The organism is Allobosea sp. ASV33, from assembly GCF_016428755.1.
Classification (GTDB): Bacteria; Pseudomonadota; Alphaproteobacteria; order Rhizobiales; family Beijerinckiaceae; genus Allobosea.
In genome coordinates this window covers 1-17,109 of the sequence record NZ_JAELTI010000048.1, presented here as the reverse complement: position 1 = coordinate 17,109, position 17,109 = coordinate 1, and the positions used below count along the sequence as shown (strand labels likewise).

The window sequence follows — 17,109 nt, the reverse complement described above, 5'->3', positions numbered from 1 at the left end:
GAGCTAACGGGGGATTTGAGCGGGTGGGTTGAGCGACGGGGATTGGCCCAGGCCGCGATCGGACGGGCGGCGCGGCGGACCCGTGGCCATTTCGTCGGCGCCACCCGCAGGCTCTGGCCCTTCGGCCGCAGCAACGCCACCCGCCTGCTCTTCGCGCCGCACGACCTGCGCACCGCCGATCCGACGACGGCCAGCGATTTCTACGCAGGCTATTATGCCTTTGCCGGTCGCACCCTGCGCAGCCACGGCGAGTCTCCCTTCGACGCGACGCCGCCGAGCGATGCCTGGGCCGAGGGGCTCTACGGCTTCGGCTGGCTGCGCCACATGCGCGCCGCCGATACGGCCATCGCCCGCGCCAATGCCCGCAGCCTGGTCGAGGATTTCATCGCCCGGCGCCGCGACCGCCACGATATCGCCCGGCGCCCGGCCGTCATGGCGCGCCGGCTGATCTCCTTCCTGTCGCACTCCCCCTTGTTGCTGGAAGGCGCCGACCACGCTTTCTACGAGCGCTATCTGCGCCATGTCTCGCGCCTGACCGACCGGTTGAGTCTCGCCCTGGCCGGCGCCGTAGACGGTGCTGACCGGCTGAACGGTCTGATCGCCATCGCCTTCGCCGCGATCTGCCTCGATGGCCAGGACGGCCGCCGGCGCCGGATCGAAATCCTGCTTTCGGAGGAACTGACCGAGCAGATCCTGCCCGATGGCGGCCATCTCTCGCGCAATCCGCGCCTGCTGATCGAGTTCCTGCTCGATCTCCTGCCGTTGCGCGAGACCTTCGCCGCCCGCGGCCTCGAACCGCCGCGCGGCGTGATGACCGCGATCGAGCGGATGATGCCTCATTTGCGCCTGTTCCGGCATGGCGACGGCGCGCTCGCCCTGTTCAACGGCATGGGCACGACGCCGCCCGACCTGATGGCGACGCTCGCGGCCTATGACGATGCGCGCGGCCGCCCGACCGAGCATGCCGCCTATTCCGGCTATAGCCGCCTTTCGGCCGAGCGCAGCATCGTCGTCGCCGATGCCGGCCCGCCGCCGCGCGGCGCCTATTCGGTCGAGGCCCATGCCGGCTGCCTTGCCTTCGAATTCTCCAGCGGCCCGCAGCGCATCATCGTCAATTGCGGCGCCAGCCGCTTCGGCCTGCCCGAGCTGAAGCTCGCCGCGCGCAGCACCGCCGCCCATTCCACGCTGGTCCTCGACGATCGCTCCAGCGCGAATTTCGGCATGGTTCTCGGCGAGATGCGTGTCGTCGCCGGTCCGCGGGACGTCCGCGTCGCCCGCCAGGATGGCGCGGACGGGCCTGAATGGGTCGCCAGCCATGACGGCTATCGCCGCAGCCTCGGTGCCGTCCATACCCGGCGCCTGACACTGGCGCGCGACGGCGCAGCGCTTGCAGGCGAGGACGAGGTCGCCGTGTCGGGCGCGCGCACGGAGCTCCCCGCCGCCCTGCGTTTCCATCTCCACCCCAATGTCCGGGCCAGCCTCGTCCGCGACGGCAGCGGCGCGCTCCTGGCGCTCGCTTCCGGCGAGGTCTGGAGCTTCGAAGCCGGCGGACTGACCATCGCCATCGAGGAGAGCATCTTCCTGGCCGGCTCCGATGGCAGGCGCCGCACCGAGCAGCTCGTCGTCGCCTTCGATGCCGGGGCGACGCCGCGCGTCATCTGGCGCCTCCATCGGATCAGCGCCGCCAATCCCCGCGCCGGCAGGACGATTGCCGACGTGATCGCCGAGCGCGCGGCCGCGGAACCCGCACCCGACGCGTGACGGTTCTGCGACGGCGGCTTTTGCCTTTTGCAGCGCAGCATGATAGCCCGCGCGCGTCTGCCGAAACTGCCTTCCCGCAATCCAAGCCGGACCTGATCCCGATGCCGAATGAGCTTCGCCGCGTCGAACGCGCGCTCCTTTCCGTTTCCGACAAGACGGGGCTGATCGATTTCGCGCGCGCCCTCCACAAGCTCGGCATCGCGCTGGTCTCGACCGGCGGCACCGCCAAGGCGATCGCCGAGGCCGGCCTGCCGGTCTCGGACGTCTCCGATCTCACCGGCTTCCCCGAGATGATGGACGGCCGGGTCAAGACGCTGCATCCGAAGGTCCATGGCGGCCTGCTCGCCATCCGCTCGCATCCCGAGCACCAGGCCTCGATGCTCGGCCACGGCATCCAGCCGATCGACCTGCTCGTCGTGAACCTCTACCCGTTCGAGGCGACCGTCGCTGCGGCTAAGCCCTATGACGACTGCATCGAGAACATCGATATCGGCGGCCCCGCCATGATCCGCGCCGCCGCCAAGAACCATCACGACGTCGCCGTCGTGGTCGAGCCGGCCGACTACCCCTCCGTCCTCGCCGATCTCGAGGCGCAGAAGGGCGCGACCACGCTGACGCTGCGCCGCAAGCTCGCCCAGAAGGCCTATGCCCGCACCGCGGCCTATGACGCGGCGATCTCGAACTGGTTCGCGGGCGAACTCGGCGACACCGCCCCGCATTTCCGCGCGCTCGGCGGCGCGCTGGCCGAGACGATGCGCTATGGCGAGAACCCGCATCAATGGGCCGCCTTCTACCGCACGCCGGAGAACCGGCCGGGCGTCTCGACCGCCCGCCAGGTCCAGGGCAAGCAGCTCTCCTACAACAACATCAACGATACCGACGCCGCCTTCGAATGCGTCGCCGAGTTTGCGCCGGAGGCCTCGGCCGCCTGCGTCATCGTCAAGCACGCCAACCCCTGCGGGGTCGCGGCCGGCGGTTCGCTGCTCGAAGCCTATGAGCGCGCGCTCGCCTGCGACCCCGTCTCCGCCTTCGGCGGCATCGTCGCGCTGAACCGCAAGCTCGACGCCGCCGCGGCCAGGAAGATCGTCGAGGTCTTCACCGAGGTCATCATCGCCCCGGATGCCGACGAGGAGGCGATCGCCCTGATCGCCGCCAAGAAGAACCTGCGCCTGCTAGTGACCGGCGGCCTGCCGGATGTCCGCGCGCCCGGCCTGTCGCTGCGCACCGTCTCCGGCGGCTTCCTCGTCCAGTCGCGCGACAATGCCGTCGTCGACGATATGGAGCTCAAGGTCGTGACGAAGCGCCAGCCGAGCGAGCGTGAGCTTGCCGATCTGCGCTTCGCCTTCCGCGTCGCCAAGCACGTCAAGTCGAACGCCATCGTCTATGCCAAGGACCTTGCCACGGTCGGCATTGGCGCCGGCCAGATGAGCCGCGTCGATTCCTCACGCATCGCCGCCTGGAAGGCCGCCGAGGCCGCCAAGGCTGCGGGCGTCGCGGAGAGCCTGGCCAAGGGCTCGGTCGTCGCCTCCGACGCCTTCTTCCCCTTCGCCGACGGCTTGCTCGCCGCGGCCGAGGCCGGCGCTACAGCCGTGATCCAGCCCGGCGGCTCGATGCGCGACGACGAGGTCATCAAGGCGGCCGACGAGGCCGGCCTCGCCATGGTCTTCACGGGGCACCGCCACTTCCGCCATTGACGGCGGGGCGGGCCGCAGGACAGGCTTGCTGACGGGCTGCGCGTGAAGCCGCGCGGCAGGGGATAGGGGTCTGCATGGCCAAAGCTCACAAATCCGGCGCGCTGCTCAGGGAGCGCGTCGAACACCAGCATGCGCGGGTCTCGTACGTCGAGCTCTTCTTCGACCTCGTCTTCGTCTTCGCGATCACGCAGATCTCGCACACGCTGCTCGAGCATTTCAGCGTGCTCGGACTGGCCCAGGCCGCCTTCCTGCTCGGTGCCGTCTGGTGGATCTGGATCTATACGAGCTGGGTGACGAACTGGCTCGACCCCGAACGGCCGCCGGTCCGGATCCTGCTTTTCGTCCTGATGTTCCTCGGGCTGGTGATGTCCTGCGCGCTGCCCGAGGCTTTCGGCGCGACCGGCCTCGCCTTCGCCGGCGCCTATGTCACGGCCCAACTCGTCCGCTCGGTCTTCACGATGGTGAGCCTCAGGGACGCCTCGCCCGCGAACTACCGCAACTTCCAGCGCATCACGATCTGGCTGGTCTGCTCTGGCGTCTTCTGGATCGCCGGCGGCCTGAGCGAAGGGCCGTTGCGCTTCGGGCTCTGGCTGATCGCGCTCGGCATCGAGTATGTCGGCCCCGCCGTCGGCTTCCGGGTGCTTGGCCTCGGCCGCTCGCTGACCAGCGACTGGAATGTCGAAGGCGGCCATCTCGCCGAGCGCTGCGCCCTCTTCATCATCATCGCGCTCGGTGAATCCGTCATCATGACCGGCGCGACCGCCGCGAAGCTGCCGCCGACGACGGTCAATCTGACGGCCTTCCTCAATGCCTTCCTGAGCACGGTGGCGATGTGGTGGGTCTATTTCCATATCGGCGCCGAGCGGGCGAGCCAGCATATCGCCCATTCGGAAGACCCGGGCCGGATCGCGCGGATCGCCTATACCTATCTGCATGTCCTGCTGGTCGCCGGCATCGTCCTCGTCGCGGTCGGCGACGAACTGGTGATCGCACATCCCACCGGCCATACCGACGGCAGGACGGCGATCGCGGTCCTGGCCGGCCCGGCCTTCTACCTCCTCGGCAACCTGCTGTTCAAACGGATCACGGCCGGCTGGTATCCGCTCTCCCATCTCGTCGGCCTCGGCCTGCTCGCCGTGCTCACCCCGGCCTGGACCGTGCTGCCGCCGCTCGGCTTCAGCCTGGCCGCGACCGCGATCCTGATCCTCGTCGCAGCCTGGGAAGCGATCTCGCTGCGGGCCAAGGAAGCCTGACCCATGCATACCATCAAGGTCATCGGCATCGGCTTCGCGCTGCTCGGAATCCTGCTCGTCCTGGCGCCGCGCCTTTCGATCTCGGCCAGACGGCCGATCCCCTTCGCGGTGAAGCTGTTCCTGCCGCTCTGGTTCACTGGGGCCCTGATCAATCTCTCGATCGGTGTCGCCCGCGCAGGCTATAGCGTGACGGAGGAAGCGCCGATCTTCCTCGTCGTCTTCGGCGTGCCGGCGGTCGCCAGCCTGCTGATCCTGTGGCTGACCTCGCGAATTGCCCGATGAGCCTCGAATCCGTCCGCGCCTTCTTCGCCGAGCACGCTCCCGACATTGCCATCATCGTGACGCCCGAGAGCAGCGCGACCGTGCCGCTTGCCGCGGCGGCCCATGGCGTCGAGCCCGGCCAGATCGCCAAGACGCTCTCCTTGCGCATCGGTGAGGAGGTCGTCCTGGTCGTCACCCGCGGGGACGCCAGGCTCGACAACAGAAAGGCCAAGGCGGCGCTCGGCGGCAAGCCGCGCATGCTCGGCCAGGAGGAGGTCGAAGCCCTGACCGGCCATCCTGTCGGCGGCGTCTGCCCCTTCGGGCTCGCGACGCCGCTCAAGGTCTATTGCGACGTCTCGCTGAAAGCCTTCGATATCGTCGTTCCGGCAGCAGGCTCGACCCATAGCGCGCTGCGCATCGCGCCTGAGCGCATGGCCGAGCTGACCCGGGCCGAATGGGTCGATACCTGCCAGGAAGCGGCGCAGGAGACAGCTGCGGCGGAGTAGGCGCTCAGCCCTTCGTCCGCGCGATCAGCTCCATCGCGGCGGCGGGATTGCGCACCTTGTCGCCGCTGATGACATAGAGAAACACGTCGCGTTTCTCGGCCTTGGCCGCCGGCCCGACCGTCTCCAGCCCTTCGGGCACGCCGCCCTTGGCCCAGGCCTGCGCGGCCTTGACCCAGCGATCGAGCCCCGCCTCGGAATAGCCCTTCGGCTCGGCCTCCTTCGTCCCCATGATCCGCGCATAGACGAAGGGCGCAGTCACGTCGGCGATCTGTGTGTAATCCGCATCGGCCGAGGTGATCGCGGCGACACCATACGCGCGCAGAAGCGCGATGAAATCCGGCGAGCGGAAACTGTCATGCCGGACCTCGACCGCATGGCGCAACGCGATCCCGTCGAGCTCCTTGGGCAGCAATTTAAGGAAGGCTTCGAAATCGGCGGGATCGAACTGCTTCGTCGGCATGAACTGCCAGTTGATCGGCCCGAGCTTGTGCTTGAGCTCGGTCAGCCCGCTGGTCAGGAATTTCTCGACGGAAGGGCCCGCCTCCGCCAGCACGCGCCGGTTCGTGCAGAAGCGCGAGCCCTTGAGCGCGAAGACGAAATCGTCGGGTGTCTCCTCGCGCCATCTCGCAAAGCTCTCCGGCTTCTGCGAGCCGTAATAGGTGCCGTTGACCTCGATCGAGGTCAGCTTGCTCGCGGCATATTCGAGCTCGCGCTTCTGCGGCAGCCCGTCCGGATAGAACGCCCCGCGCCAGGGCTCGAACACCCAGCCGCCGATGCCGATATGGATCTTGCCTGCTTCACGGGCCATGGGGCGCTCCATTCTCCTGATGCCGATACTCGCCCGGATGGCTGGTCGAGCGCCACCCGCTTTCGGCAAAAGTAGAAGCTAGCCTTCCGAGCTACAGACCGATGTCAGGAGAACCGAGCCCGTAACCTCGCCCCCGGCCGTCATCGATCATCCGGCCTCCTGATCAGATTGCCGCTCGCGACGAGCGTCGTCAGGCTGATCGCCGCGGCAAGCATGACGTACCACGCCGGTGCAAGGGCGCTTCCCGTCTGGAGGATGAGCCATGTCGTGATGAAAGGCGCGAATCCCCCGAAGATCGTGACCGCCAGGTTGTAGGCGATGGACAGGCCCGTCGAGCGCATCGCGGGCGGATAGAGCTCTGCCATCGCAGCCGGAGCCGGCCCGCTGAAGCCGGCGATCAGCACGGCGAAGACGATCTGCGCAAGCACGAGGTTCACGACGCTGGGCTGATGGGTCAGCCAGAACAGCAGAGGCCAGCAGGCGAGCAGAATCCCGCATGCCGCAGCGAGCATGATCGGGCGCCGTCCAATCTTATCCGACCAAGCGCCGAACACGGGCGCCAAGATGACGATCAGGACAAGGCCGACGCTATTGGCGAGAAAGCTCGCGTTTTGGGGTACGCCAAGCTGGCGCACGGCATAAGTCGGCATCGTCACGAGAAAGAAATAGGTGCAAACCGTCCAGGCGATGGTGATGCCGAAGCCGGCGACCACGGCGGAACGGTGCTTGGCAAGCGTATCGCGCAGCGGAGAGAACGACGCTTCGGGTCGCGCCGCGCGCTCACGCAGGATCGCCTTGAAGGCGTCCGTCTCGCTGACCCGGAAGCGGATGAAGAGGCCGACTGGCGCGATCAGCAGACCGAGCAGAAACGGGACCCGCCAACCCCAGGCCTCGATATCGGCTGCAGGCAGGAGGCCGGTCAGCACGGCGCCGGTCAGCGAACCAAGCAGGAGCGCCCCGGCCTGGCTGGCCTGCTGCCAGCTCGCATAGAGCCCCCGCCGCGCCGGCGGAGCGTGCTCGACGAGGAAGGCGGTCGCCCCGCCGATCTCGCCGCCGGCGGAGAAGCCCTGGATCAATCGGGCGAGAACGATGATCGCGGGTGCCCAGGCCCCGGCCGTCGCATAGGTCGGCGCAAGACCGATCATCGCCGTCCCCAACGCCATCAGGAGGATCGTTAGGGAGAGCGCCAGTTTGCGCCCGCGACGATCGGCGAGCGTCCCCAGGACGAGCGCGCCGACCGGGCGCATGATGAAGCCGACGCCGAAAGTGGCGACGGTGAGGAGCAGCGAGACGGTCGGGTCGCCTGTCGGGAAGAAGAGCTTGGCGAGCGTCAGTGCGAAGAAGCCGTAGACGGCGAAATCGTACCACTCCAGCGTGTTGCCGACGATGGCGGCGATCACCGCTCGCCGGCCCGAGAGCCTGCTGGTGGCCGATGCGGCATCCGGGTCGGGATGAGTGCCGACGAGCTGCGTCATGATGATCCCCTCTTCAAGCAGCCCTGGCGTCGAGGCCGTGGCTTTCGGAATTGTCAGCGGCTCGCCCACCCCGCGAGGCGAGCCAGGAAGGCGTCCGCTGCATCGAGCTGCGAGCGCTCGATCCATTCGTCGGGCTGATGCGCCTGCGCGATCGATCCCGGCCCGCATACCACCGTGGAGATGCCGGCCGCCTGGAAGAAGCCGGCCTCCGTGCCGAAGGGCATCGCGAAGGGCGGGCAGATGCCGCCGAGGCCTGCAGCCAGGACCAGCGCCGGCTCGTCGCCGGCAGGCGACAGCGGCGGAACATGGACATGCCGCCGGGTCGTCTGGCGGATGTCAGGCGGAATGGCGCGCGCGAGATAGGAGGCGATCAGCGACTCGGTCTCGTCGGCGTCCTGCGGCGTCACCGGTCGGAACTCCCACAGCACCTCACAGGCGGACGGCACGATGTTGATCGCCGAGCCGCCCTCGATCCGGCCGATATTGACGGTCGTTTGGTCGATCCCCGCTCCGGCGCGGTGTCCGATCGACTTCAGGAATCCGATGAAATCGGCCGCGGGATAGATCGCGCTCGCGCCGGCGCTGGGATCGCTTGAATGCGCTGCCTTGCCCTCGAAGCGGGTGCGGAAGCCGAGAAAGCCCCGATGGCGATCGCCAAGGCGCATCCCCGTCGGCTCACCGACGATGGCGAGTTCCGGCTTGGCCTCATGCGCCAGCAAATCGTCGATCAGGCGCGGCACGCCAAGGCAGCCGACCTCCTCGTCATAGGACAGGGCGATGTGGATCGGCCGGGCCAGATCTGCGCCCCTGAAGCCGCTCGCGGCGGCGAGGCAGGCGGCGACGAAGCCTTTCATGTCGGCCGCACCGCGGCCGTAGAGCTTTCCATTATGCTCGGTCAGACGGAACGGGTCGGAGGACCAGCTCTGGTCGTCGACCGGAACGACGTCGGTATGGCCCGACAGCACGATGCCGCCGGGCCCTCGGGGCCCGAAACTGGCCAGGATATTGGCCTTGCTCCGATCCTCGTCATGGCTCAGCCGGATCCGCGCGCCGGTGCTGTCGAGCCGATCGGCGACCCGCTCGACGAGCGCCAGATTCGACCGGCTCGACGTCGTGTCGAAACCGACCAACTCCTCGAGAAGGGCGACGGTCTTGCTCATCGGCGGTCATCGGCGACGAACGCCGGCTGCTTATGGTCGACGAAGCCGTCTTGCGAAGAGGCGGTCATGATCTCGCCCCCGCAGAGCTTCGGGATGCGCTGGAGCTGCTGCCGATTGCGGCGAGGCCGAAGCCACCGAGGATCAGCGCAGCGCCGACGAGGTGGAACGGCCGCACAGGCTCGCCGAGAACCAGAAAGGCGAGCGCGGCGGTGAATAAGGCGACGAGATGGAAGGATGCGCCCGTCACGCTGGCTCCGAGCGTGGCGACGCAGCGGTTCCAGATAATGAAAGCCAGCAGCGAAGCGAAGACGCCGATATAGAGCACCGCCGCGATCGGGCCGGGGCCCGTCGGGATCGTTGCGCCGCGCGCGAGCTCCCAGAACCAGAACGGCAGCAGCACCAGCAGCCCCGCCGCCATCGTCGCGGCCAGGAAGACGAGCGGATCGAGATCCGCCGGCCGGCGGCGCAGCAGCACCGAATAGACCGCGTAGTTGGCGACTGCGATCAGCACCAGCGGCTCCCCGCCGGCGAGGCTCAGGCCCGACAGCGTCGACGGCTCGCCGCGCGCGACGATCCAAGTCACGCCGATGAAGGAGATGGCAATGCCGGCCAGAACGCGAGCCGAGACGCGCTCGACGCCGAGCAGGAAGGCGGCGAGCGGCACCATCAGCGGCAGCGTCGAGTTGAGGAAGGCGACGCTTGCCGCCGGCGCGCTCTGCAGGGCCAGATAACCGAGTGCGTTATAGCCGGCGATGCCAAAGGCGCCGCATGCGAAGACGAGACCGCGAGCACGAAAGAGCGCCTCTCGCTGCGCTCCCATCGCCCTGAAAACAAAGGGAAGCAGGCAGGCCAGCGCGACGACCCAGCGACCGACCGCGAGCGAAACCGGGGGAAACGAGCCGGCGAGCGCGCGGCCGAGCACGAGATTGCCGGCCCAGAACAATGGCGGCAGGGGCAGAAGCAGCAAGGGCTGCGCCCAGAGGCGCTGGAGGATCGTCATCGCGCAGCCTCACAGGATTTCGGCGAGGCCGATGCGCAACCGGCGATTGTGCCGGCCCTTGTTGTCGATCTTCAGGATGCGGATCGGCGGCGAGGCGCCCGTCGAAGCGAAATGCGTGCCGCCGCAGGCCTGCCGGTCCAGGCCGACGATCTCGACGATGCGCACCTGGCCGTCCGCGCTCGGCGGCGGGGCCACGGAGCGCGATCGGATCAGGCCGGGCTCCGCAAAGGCCGCTGCCTCCGGGATGTGGGTCGCCTGCACCGCGAGGTCTTGCCGGATCAGCGCGTTGACCGTCTCCTCGATCGCGCGCAGCCGCTCATTGTCGGCATCGGGCAGGTCGAAATCGATGCGCGCGGTTCCGTCCTCGTTCATCTGCACGCCGGTGACGAGCGCGCCGTCGAAATCCTGGAAGACCACGGCGTTGACGATATGCAGGTCGGTGTGCAGCGCGCGCATCAAATGCCGGAACGGGCCATCGACCCGCGCCTCGGCTGAAGCCGGCGGCAGTTCGATGGGCTCGGCGAGCAGGTGCCAGAGATGGCCGCCTTCGCTTTCGAAGCCCGAGATCGCGACCTCGCCGCCGTCCCAGGCGAGCGTGCCGCGATCGGACAATTGGCCGCCGCCGCCCGGATAGAACGGGCTTTCCGCGAGCAGGACCCGCCCCGGCCGCGCATCCGTGACCTCGGTCGTCAGCGTCAGGACGTCAGGGTGGTCGAGGCAGAAATAACGGGACATCCAATCTCACCTTGCCGACAGCCCCGACGGGGCTTTTGCGTGCAGGCGAGAATGGTGCAGTGCGGTGTGCGGGTATTGGTGGAAATTGAGAGCGTGCTCAATCAGAGGCGGCGCGCACCCATTGCAGCGGCGTGATCCCATAGGCGCGCTTGAAGTGCCGCGTCAGGGCGCTCTGGTCGTAGAAGCCGGCGTCGAGCGCGGCGGCGGCGATCGTCGCGCCGCGACCCAGCGCAGCGATCGCGGTCTTGAGGCGCAATTGGGTGAGATAGGCATGCGGGGTGAGCCCGGTGCTGCGCTTGAACAGGGCGATCAGCTGGAACGGGTTGAGCCCGACCTCGGTCCCCAATTGCTCCAGCGTGAGCTCCTCGGCATGACGGGCCCGCATGATTTCGCGGATGCGGGCCGCCTTGACCTGGTCGCGCGTCGGCAAGGTTAGGCCTGGTTCGCCGGCAGCGTGACGCCGGATGAGCGCTCCGAAGCTGCGCACCAGAAGCTCGCGCTCCTCGAGAGGGTCGTTCCCTTCATCGAGGATTCGATGCAGGCCGAGAAAGGCGTCGATCAGATCCGGATCGTGCAGGCTGTTGCGCGTGAAATAGGCGGTGGCATCGAGGCCGAGCGCGGTCTTGAGCGTCTCGATCGCCGGCGAGGTCAGATAGAAGCCGCGATAGATCCAGCGCTGGCTCCAGCCCATCCGCCCCGAATGAGGCTCGTCGGGATTGAAGACCAGCAGGGTCGAGGCCTTCGCCTCGTCGGCCCGCCCCCGGCTCTTGAACTCGGCCCCGCCGGCTTCGGTGACGGCGACGACGAAAGCCTCGTGGCTATGAGGCGCATAGTCATGGCTGGTGAAATCGGCGACGAGGCAGCTCAGGCCCGGAACCCGAGGGTCGCGCCAGTAGCGGGAGGAATTGCGGAGATCGACGCGGGCCAAGCTGCTTTCCGAGGGTCAGGATAGCCGCGATCGTGCGACAATCGCGGCCAGATCGCAATCGCGCGCCAGGCTGCCGAAGGCGCGATTGGGCAGCCCCTCGAGGCGCGAGGCGACGAACGCATCCGCCGTCGCGGGAATCGAGTGACGCACCAACAGCGCCGCCTCCATCACCGTGGCGATCTGGATGGTGATCTGGCGGGCACGGTGCTCCTGGTCGCGTGTGTCGGAAAGCTCGACTTCCAAGGCGTCGATGGCGAGATCCAGCCGCCGGTCCGCTCCACGCGCCAGCGACAGTTCCGCCAGGAGTGCCGCGACCGTATCCGGCTCGCGCTGCAGCGCGCGCAGCACATCGAGGCAGATCACGTTGCCGGCGCCCTCCCAGATGCCGTTGAGCGGCGCCTCGCGATAGAGACGCGGCATCGGCTGCTCCTCGATGAAGCCGTTGCCGCCATGGCATTCCAGGCATTCCGCCACGAAGGCCGGCGCGCGCTTGCAGTTCCAGAATTTCGCAACCGGGGTGAGGATGCGCTCCAGCAGGCGCGCCTCCTCCGAGCCGGCCGCAGCCTCGTCGACGGCGCGCGCAAGGCGGAAGGCGATCAAGGTCGCGGCCTCCGATTCCAGGCAGAGATCGGCCAGCACATTGCGCATCAGCGGCTGTTCGGCCAGCACGCGCTGGAAGACCCGCCGGTTATGGGTATGGTGCAGCGTCAGGCTGAGTGCCCAGCGCATCAGCCCGGCGGAGCCGACGGCGAAGTCGAGCCGGGTCAGATGCGCCATCTCGATCGCGATGCGCACGCCGCGGCCCTCCTCGCCCAGCAGGACCGCATAGGTGTCGTCATATTCAATCTCGGAGGAGGCGTTCGAGCGGTTGCCGCATTTGTCCTTCAGCCGCTGGATGAAGAAGCGGTTGCGGGTGCCGTCCGGCAACGAACGCGGCACGAAGAAGCACGAAGGCCCTTTTTCCGTCTGGGCGAGCGTCAGGAAGGCATCGCTCATCGGCGCGGAGCAGAACCACTTGTGTCCGGTCAGGCGATATTCGCCGCCGGGGCCGCCGCCACTCACCGGTACGGCGCGCGTCGCGTTGGCGCGCAGGTCCGAGCCGCCCTGCTTTTCGGTCAGCGCCATGCCGATGGTCGCGCCCGCCTTCTCGGCGATCGGCACCGGGCGGGGGTCATAGGCGTCCGCCAGCACCTTGCCTTCCCATAGGGACCGGATCTCGGGGACCAGGCGCAGCGAGGGGATCGCCGAATAAGCCATGCCGGTCGGGCAGCCGACGCCATTCTCGATCTGGTTCCAGATATAGGACAAGGCGGCGCGCGCCGTATGAGCGCCCGGCCGGTTGGCGTTCCAGGCGAGGGAGTGCACGCCCGAGCCGAACGCGAGCTCCATCAGCGCATGATAGCTCGGATGGAACTCGACGAGGTCGATCCTATGGCCGAAACGGTCATGGCTGGTGAAGCGCGGTTCATTCTGGTTGGCGAGATGGGCGCGCTCCTGCCAGATGGGATCGCCGGCGGCATCGCCCAGCCGCAGCGCGCGCTCCGCGACCCAGCCGGCACCTTCGCGCGCCACCGTCTCCCTGAGGATAGCGTCCTGAGCGAACACATTCACGCCGGTCAACGCGCCGGACTGGTTCGTCACCTCATGGGTCGTCGTCGGATAGGTCCGGGTTTCCCTCGCGAGCAAGACATCCTCCCCTGGCTCGAACGTTGTCCGCCCGGAAGCGTAGCGCATCGGCGACGGGCGTCTATTGGTGAGAATTGTGGACGCGACCGCCTGGGATGTCCGGTTGCTATGTCGCCAGGCCTCGATTCCGGCGTCGATTAGCCAATGCTCGGGATCGGGTCTTCGTCAGCCCATGTGAATTTGGCCTCGCCCGATCCCCACCGCTGATAGGTCTCCGCCTCAGGCTCGAAAGGCATCGTCTCAATGGAAGCTTGAATCTTGAGGGCGCAGCCCGCGAACCGGCACGGACGGCGATCGGCGCCGGTCGCTACCTTCGGGCGATCAGGCGCCTGTTCCGCCGGATCGCTGCGCGGCCGCCGTGATGGCCGCGATCAGTCTCTGGCGGTTGTCGAGCATGAAGGATGTGAACGTGTCCTGCCCGACGATCGATTTCAGCATCGCCGGCAGGAGATCATACAGCTTGAGGGAGAGATTCCGCATTGCGGCATCGTCATTGACGAGGCTGGAGGCCTTCTCGCCCAGGAAATCCGTCAGGAGATGCTGATTCTGGGTCGCCAGCGTGATGATCTCGGCTTCGACTTTATCTTTGACGGCTTCGAACATGAGGCACCTCGGTCGATCTCGTTCGCAAGCTAGCCCATTCTTCAGCCCGCTGGCCACGGGAATGAGCCAGCGGTCCGGCGCCCGATTGCTGCCGCTATTCGTTCAGCATCCATTCAAACGGCCGGGCGCGAACTTCTCTCATCCGACAGCCGGCCCGGCGACTGCCTGGAATCGATCCCCCGGGTTAATGACGGACGATCCCATGAACCTCTCGCGCTATCTGCTGCCGATGGCGGCGCTCGCCATGATGACGGGCTACGCCGCCGCGCAAACACCGGCCCCGTCCGCCCCCGCCGCAAAGCCGGCCGTGACGGCTCCCGCGCCGATGGCTCCTGCCGGCAAGAAGACCGCGACCTCTTCCAGCGAGCGGACTGCCAAGTCGAAGGCCTGCTCCGATCAGGCGGATCAGAAGGGGCTGCACGGCAAGGCCCGTAAGACGTTCCGCGACGCCTGCAAGAAGGCCTGAATGGGCCACGCCGCTGGGTCGGATCGTAGCGATCCGGCCCACGCCGAAAGCGAGGCGCCGGCGCCGGCTCAGGCGGCTTCGGCGACGACCAGTCCCTGCTCGACCAGGATCACGCGCGGACACAGGCAGCCGGGCTCGTTCGGGGCCGGGCCCCAGGCGCCCTGCCACTCGAGATGGCCCTGTTTCCAGGCCTCGACGATGGCCCGCCATTGCTTCCGCAAGTCCGATGATTTGCGGCGGCGAACCGATCCGCTGTTCCGCTTCGCCATATCCAGTCTCTCAATCTCGCTGCGACGCACCAATGATTGTGCGACGCAGCATGATATGGAGATGATCGGGCCGCCAGCTACCCTCGTTTCGGCAGGCCGGCATGCTTGCGCAAGCATGGCGGGATCGCAGCCTATCCCCACGGGTTGGCATGTCCGCTTCCAGGCAAGGGGCCAATGTCCGGACTTGGCGGATACGTTCAAAAAGTCGGCATTGTGGGCGCGTGAAGTCCTGTTTCAGTGGTCATTGTCGGATGGCGGCGCGATATGGGCAAGCGGATGGTGGCGCAGGAGGCACCGTTCTACGAGTTCAGCCTGGAGCGGCATGTGTCATTAGGGCACAGGGTGCGCGCCATTGATCGCTTCGTCGATCTCTCGGATATCCGCGCGCATCTGCGACCGTTCTACAGCGAGATGGGACGGCCCTCGATTGATCCGACGCTGATGATCCGGATGCTGCTGATCGGCTACAGCTTCGGGATCCGCTCGGAGCGGCGCCTGTGCGAGGACGTGCATCTGAGCCTCGCCTATCGCTGGTTCTGCCGGCTCAGCCTAGCTTGCGATGTCGGGGGCGGCCGACGGTCGCGGCATCTCGCTCGACCGCGGCGGCTCGGCACCACGTCGCGAGCAGGTTACGGCGGAGGCGGTCACGGCGAAGGCCAGAACCTCGGACAATTGCGCATCGCCCAGCTCGGACAGGCCTTCGCGCGACAGAAGTCCGCGCTGATCGAGCCACGCCAGCAGCGCCGCATGGAAGCTGTCCCCCGCTCCGACCGTGTCCACGACCTCGACCGGCCGGCCGGCTTGGACGACCGGCTCCCTTCCCCGGCGCCAGGCGACCGCACCCTTTGCTCCATGGGTTATGATGCAAAGCTCCGCCCCGGCCGCAAGCCAGCTCTCCGTCAAATCGCGATGGGCCGTGCCGGGAAATGCTATGGCAAGGTCTTCGTCGCTGGCCTTGATGATGCCGGCGCGAGGGACGAACGCGGCGAAACGCCGCCGCCAATCGGCAAGGTCCGGCGTCACCGTCGGACGCAGATTGGGATCGATGGAGATCAGCCGCGAGCCCGCCTCGCGCTGGGCGAGTGCAAGATGCGCGCTGGCGACGGGCTCGACGGCGAGCGTGAAGGAACCCATCGCGATGGCGCGGATATGATGATCGAGTTCCTTCGGCAGATCCGCGACATCGACGCTGCGATCGGCCTTGCCTTCACCGTGGAAAGCATAGGCCGGCAACCCCTGCGCATTCGTCCCGACGATGCTGATCGTGGTCAGCTGCTCTGTTTCGACGCAATGAGCGATGTCGACACCTTCCGCGACGAGGCGGGACCGTATCGCGGCGCCAAACAGATCCGATGAGAGGCCGCCGAAGAAGGCGGTCGACACGCCGAGCCGGGCAAGGCCGATCGCCACGTTGTAGGGCGAACCACCAAGGACCGGCTGCGCCTGCATCGTCCCCTCGCCGATATCGACGAACAGGTCGACGATCGCCTCTCCGCAGACCAGAACGCTCATTGCGGCGTGCCCCCGATGCTCTTGTTTTCTGCAGCGTCCATCATAGTAACGCGTCCAGGACGTATTGGGCCGTCTTCGCATCCCTTACCTGCGCCGTCGCGGCCTTGGCGCACACGCATGCCAGCACGGCGTCGGCGCGGGCGTGTCCGCCGACGGCCACGCGATCCGGGGCGAGGATGAAATCTTCGTAGAGATCGTCAGGCAACGCTCGGACAGGAAGCGACAGATGCGCCGCCCTTCCGCATCGAGGATGGGCCCGAGGATTACGGCCGTCGCGCCGGCCTCGCGCCCTTGGGCGCGCGTTCTCGTCGAAGTTCTCGAAGACGCCCGAGCCGTCCCGCTTCCAGCCCCCGACCGAGAACAGCACGCGTGTCAGCTTCTGGAACTGCGCGATGCTGTCGGCGATGCCGATCTGCTCGCGCAGCGAAGCGACCAGGGCCGCGTCCGCGAGCAGCAGCGGGGCATAGATCGGAAAGGTCTGGCCACGGAAGCGCATGGCCATCGCACGGATCATCTCGGCCGGGTCGTATTGGAAATAGGTGGCACGGCTGACACCCAAGAGCTGGACCATCGAGCGCCCCGGCAATTCGCCGATCCGATCGAGGATGCGGCTGGTCGTCCGCCCGGCAACGTCCTCCGGCGCTCCCGGCTCGATCAGATGGGACGCTGCCGCATCGGCGAGAATGGCCAATTCGGATGCCGGGTCGGCGGCGGGGAGTACGATCACGCGTCGCAGGCCCGCCTTCTGCATCAGCGCCGAGGACAGGGCGAAATCGAAATCGGCCGGCGGCAGGACACGGACATCTGATGTGGTCGACGTCGTGGCTTGGCTTGGGCAGCGGGCGGTGGACCGAGGCTGCTTCGGCCGTGGCTTCGGTCCAGCGCGAGATCGACGGCATATGATCGCGATCGAGGACGGGCTCTATCAGCCTTCGATGGGGCAGTGTCTTGGCCGATCTTGATGGCGAGGGGCGGGTGCTGACTGCCCAGCT

At 67.4% G+C, this 17,109-nt stretch carries 17 protein-coding genes and 1 pseudogene; 7 read left to right on the top strand and 11 right to left on the bottom strand.

Translation table 11 applies throughout. From position 1 onward, the window contains the following. The first annotated feature begins 15 nt into the window (after nucleotides 1-15). The 5 genes from JHD80_RS15255 to JHD80_RS15235 all read left to right on the top strand — a co-directional run bounded on the left by JHD80_RS15255 (nucleotide 16) and on the right by JHD80_RS15235 (nucleotide 5,475). The gene (locus JHD80_RS15255; protein WP_199088812.1) at nucleotides 16-1,761 is read left to right on the top strand and encodes a heparinase II/III family protein; all 1,746 of its coding nucleotides are present in this window, start codon (nucleotides 16-18) and stop codon (nucleotides 1,759-1,761) included. 101 nt (nucleotides 1,762-1,862) lie between these two features. Continuing rightward, nucleotides 1,863-3,455: a bifunctional phosphoribosylaminoimidazolecarboxamide formyltransferase/IMP cyclohydrolase gene (purH, locus tag JHD80_RS15250; RefSeq protein ID WP_199088810.1), complete on the top strand. Its 1,593-nt coding sequence runs from the start codon at nucleotides 1,863-1,865 to the stop codon at nucleotides 3,453-3,455. A gap of 74 nt (nucleotides 3,456-3,529) precedes the next feature. After that, nucleotides 3,530-4,708: a low temperature requirement protein A gene (locus JHD80_RS15245; protein WP_199088809.1), complete on the top strand. Its 1,179-nt coding sequence runs from the start codon at nucleotides 3,530-3,532 to the stop codon at nucleotides 4,706-4,708. 3 nt (nucleotides 4,709-4,711) lie between these two features. Further along, nucleotides 4,712-4,990, top strand: coding sequence for a hypothetical protein (locus JHD80_RS15240; protein ID WP_199088808.1), 279 nt, complete (start codon nucleotides 4,712-4,714; stop codon nucleotides 4,988-4,990). Further along, nucleotides 4,987-5,475, top strand: a complete 489-nt coding sequence (locus JHD80_RS15235) for a YbaK/EbsC family protein (RefSeq protein ID WP_199088807.1) — start codon at nucleotides 4,987-4,989, stop codon at nucleotides 5,473-5,475. Before JHD80_RS15240 ends, JHD80_RS15235 begins: the two co-directional genes overlap by 4 nt. 4 nt (nucleotides 5,476-5,479) lie before the next feature. Here the strand turns inward: JHD80_RS15235 and JHD80_RS15230 are convergent, their stop codons facing one another. From JHD80_RS15230 to JHD80_RS15195, 8 genes are all read right to left on the bottom strand, one after another. Further along, the gene (locus JHD80_RS15230) at nucleotides 5,480-6,283 is read right to left on the bottom strand and encodes a DUF72 domain-containing protein (protein ID WP_199088806.1); all 804 of its coding nucleotides are present in this window, start codon (nucleotides 6,281-6,283) and stop codon (nucleotides 5,480-5,482) included. A gap of 140 nt (nucleotides 6,284-6,423) precedes the next feature. Continuing rightward, on the bottom strand, nucleotides 6,424-7,758 hold the full coding sequence (locus JHD80_RS15225) for an MFS transporter (RefSeq protein ID WP_199088805.1): 1,335 nt from the start codon (nucleotides 7,756-7,758) through the stop codon (nucleotides 6,424-6,426). A 53-nt stretch (nucleotides 7,759-7,811) separates the two neighbouring features. Then, the gene (argE, locus tag JHD80_RS15220) at nucleotides 7,812-8,918 is read right to left on the bottom strand and encodes an acetylornithine deacetylase (RefSeq protein ID WP_199088803.1); all 1,107 of its coding nucleotides are present in this window, start codon (nucleotides 8,916-8,918) and stop codon (nucleotides 7,812-7,814) included. A gap of 64 nt (nucleotides 8,919-8,982) precedes the next feature. Continuing rightward, nucleotides 8,983-9,918, bottom strand: coding sequence for a DMT family transporter (locus JHD80_RS15215; RefSeq protein WP_199088802.1), 936 nt, complete (start codon nucleotides 9,916-9,918; stop codon nucleotides 8,983-8,985). A 9-nt stretch (nucleotides 9,919-9,927) separates the two neighbouring features. Continuing rightward, nucleotides 9,928-10,653, bottom strand: coding sequence for an alanyl-tRNA editing protein (locus JHD80_RS15210; RefSeq protein ID WP_199088800.1), 726 nt, complete (start codon nucleotides 10,651-10,653; stop codon nucleotides 9,928-9,930). A gap of 97 nt (nucleotides 10,654-10,750) precedes the next feature. Then, nucleotides 10,751-11,581, bottom strand: coding sequence for an AraC family transcriptional regulator (locus JHD80_RS15205; RefSeq protein ID WP_199088799.1), 831 nt, complete (start codon nucleotides 11,579-11,581; stop codon nucleotides 10,751-10,753). Between the two features lie 15 nt (nucleotides 11,582-11,596). Beyond that, the gene (locus tag JHD80_RS15200) at nucleotides 11,597-13,267 is read right to left on the bottom strand and encodes an acyl-CoA dehydrogenase family protein (protein ID WP_248311570.1); all 1,671 of its coding nucleotides are present in this window, start codon (nucleotides 13,265-13,267) and stop codon (nucleotides 11,597-11,599) included. 321 nt (nucleotides 13,268-13,588) lie between these two features. Next, complete coding sequence (locus tag JHD80_RS15195) at nucleotides 13,589-13,927, bottom strand: hypothetical protein (RefSeq protein WP_199088796.1); 339 nt, start codon at nucleotides 13,925-13,927, stop codon at nucleotides 13,589-13,591. 145 nt (nucleotides 13,928-14,072) lie between these two features. Between JHD80_RS15195 and JHD80_RS15190 the strand changes: the two genes are divergently transcribed. Further along, nucleotides 14,073-14,336 carry a PsiF family protein gene (locus JHD80_RS15190; protein WP_199088794.1) on the top strand — a complete coding sequence of 88 codons (264 nt, stop codon included), beginning with the start codon at nucleotides 14,073-14,075 and terminating at the stop codon, nucleotides 14,334-14,336. Between the two features lie 68 nt (nucleotides 14,337-14,404). On the opposite strand, the gene JHD80_RS15185 is transcribed toward JHD80_RS15190, so the two are convergent. Further along, on the bottom strand, nucleotides 14,405-14,605 hold the full coding sequence (locus JHD80_RS15185; protein ID WP_199088792.1) for a hypothetical protein: 201 nt from the start codon (nucleotides 14,603-14,605) through the stop codon (nucleotides 14,405-14,407). Between the two features lie 264 nt (nucleotides 14,606-14,869). Between JHD80_RS15185 and JHD80_RS15180 the strand changes: the two are divergent. Beyond that, a pseudogene (locus JHD80_RS15180) lies at nucleotides 14,870-15,157 on the top strand (transposase); the annotation flags it as partial. On the opposite strand, the gene JHD80_RS15175 reads toward JHD80_RS15180, so the two are convergent. Continuing rightward, nucleotides 15,155-16,054, bottom strand: a complete 900-nt coding sequence (locus JHD80_RS15175; protein WP_248311574.1) for a carbohydrate kinase family protein — start codon at nucleotides 16,052-16,054, stop codon at nucleotides 15,155-15,157. The pseudogene JHD80_RS15180 and the gene JHD80_RS15175 sit on opposite strands and share 3 nt — an antisense overlap. Nucleotides 16,055-16,157: 103 nt before the next feature. Next, nucleotides 16,158-16,883, bottom strand: a complete 726-nt coding sequence (locus JHD80_RS15170) for a sugar-binding domain-containing protein (RefSeq protein WP_282568398.1) — start codon at nucleotides 16,881-16,883, stop codon at nucleotides 16,158-16,160. Nucleotides 16,884-17,109: the final 226 nt, after the last annotated feature.

What these genes read in the sequence shown, in the direction of transcription:
- purH (WP_199088810.1), top strand. Translation starts at nt 1,863, where the DNA reads ATGCCGAATGAGCTTCGCCGCGTCGAACGCGCGCTCCTTTCCGTTTCC.
- JHD80_RS15245 (WP_199088809.1), top strand. Translation starts at nt 3,530, where the DNA reads ATGGCCAAAGCTCACAAATCCGGCGCGCTGCTCAGGGAGCGCGTCGAA.
- JHD80_RS15240 (WP_199088808.1), top strand. Translation starts at nt 4,712, where the DNA reads ATGCATACCATCAAGGTCATCGGCATCGGCTTCGCGCTGCTCGGAATC.
- JHD80_RS15235 (WP_199088807.1), top strand. Translation starts at nt 4,987, where the DNA reads ATGAGCCTCGAATCCGTCCGCGCCTTCTTCGCCGAGCACGCTCCCGAC.
- JHD80_RS15230 (WP_199088806.1), bottom strand. Translation starts at nt 6,283, where the DNA reads ATGGCCCGTGAAGCAGGCAAGATCCATATCGGCATCGGCGGCTGGGTG.
- JHD80_RS15225 (WP_199088805.1), bottom strand. Translation starts at nt 7,758, where the DNA reads ATGACGCAGCTCGTCGGCACTCATCCCGACCCGGATGCCGCATCGGCC.
- argE (WP_199088803.1), bottom strand. Translation starts at nt 8,918, where the DNA reads ATGAGCAAGACCGTCGCCCTTCTCGAGGAGTTGGTCGGTTTCGACACG.
- JHD80_RS15215 (WP_199088802.1), bottom strand. Translation starts at nt 9,918, where the DNA reads ATGACGATCCTCCAGCGCCTCTGGGCGCAGCCCTTGCTGCTTCTGCCC.
- JHD80_RS15210 (WP_199088800.1), bottom strand. Translation starts at nt 10,653, where the DNA reads ATGTCCCGTTATTTCTGCCTCGACCACCCTGACGTCCTGACGCTGACG.
- JHD80_RS15190 (WP_199088794.1), top strand. Translation starts at nt 14,073, where the DNA reads ATGAACCTCTCGCGCTATCTGCTGCCGATGGCGGCGCTCGCCATGATG.
- JHD80_RS15185 (WP_199088792.1), bottom strand. Translation starts at nt 14,605, where the DNA reads ATGGCGAAGCGGAACAGCGGATCGGTTCGCCGCCGCAAATCATCGGAC.
- JHD80_RS15175 (WP_248311574.1), bottom strand. Translation starts at nt 16,054, where the DNA reads ATGCAGGCGCAGCCGGTCCTTGGTGGTTCGCCCTACAACGTGGCGATC.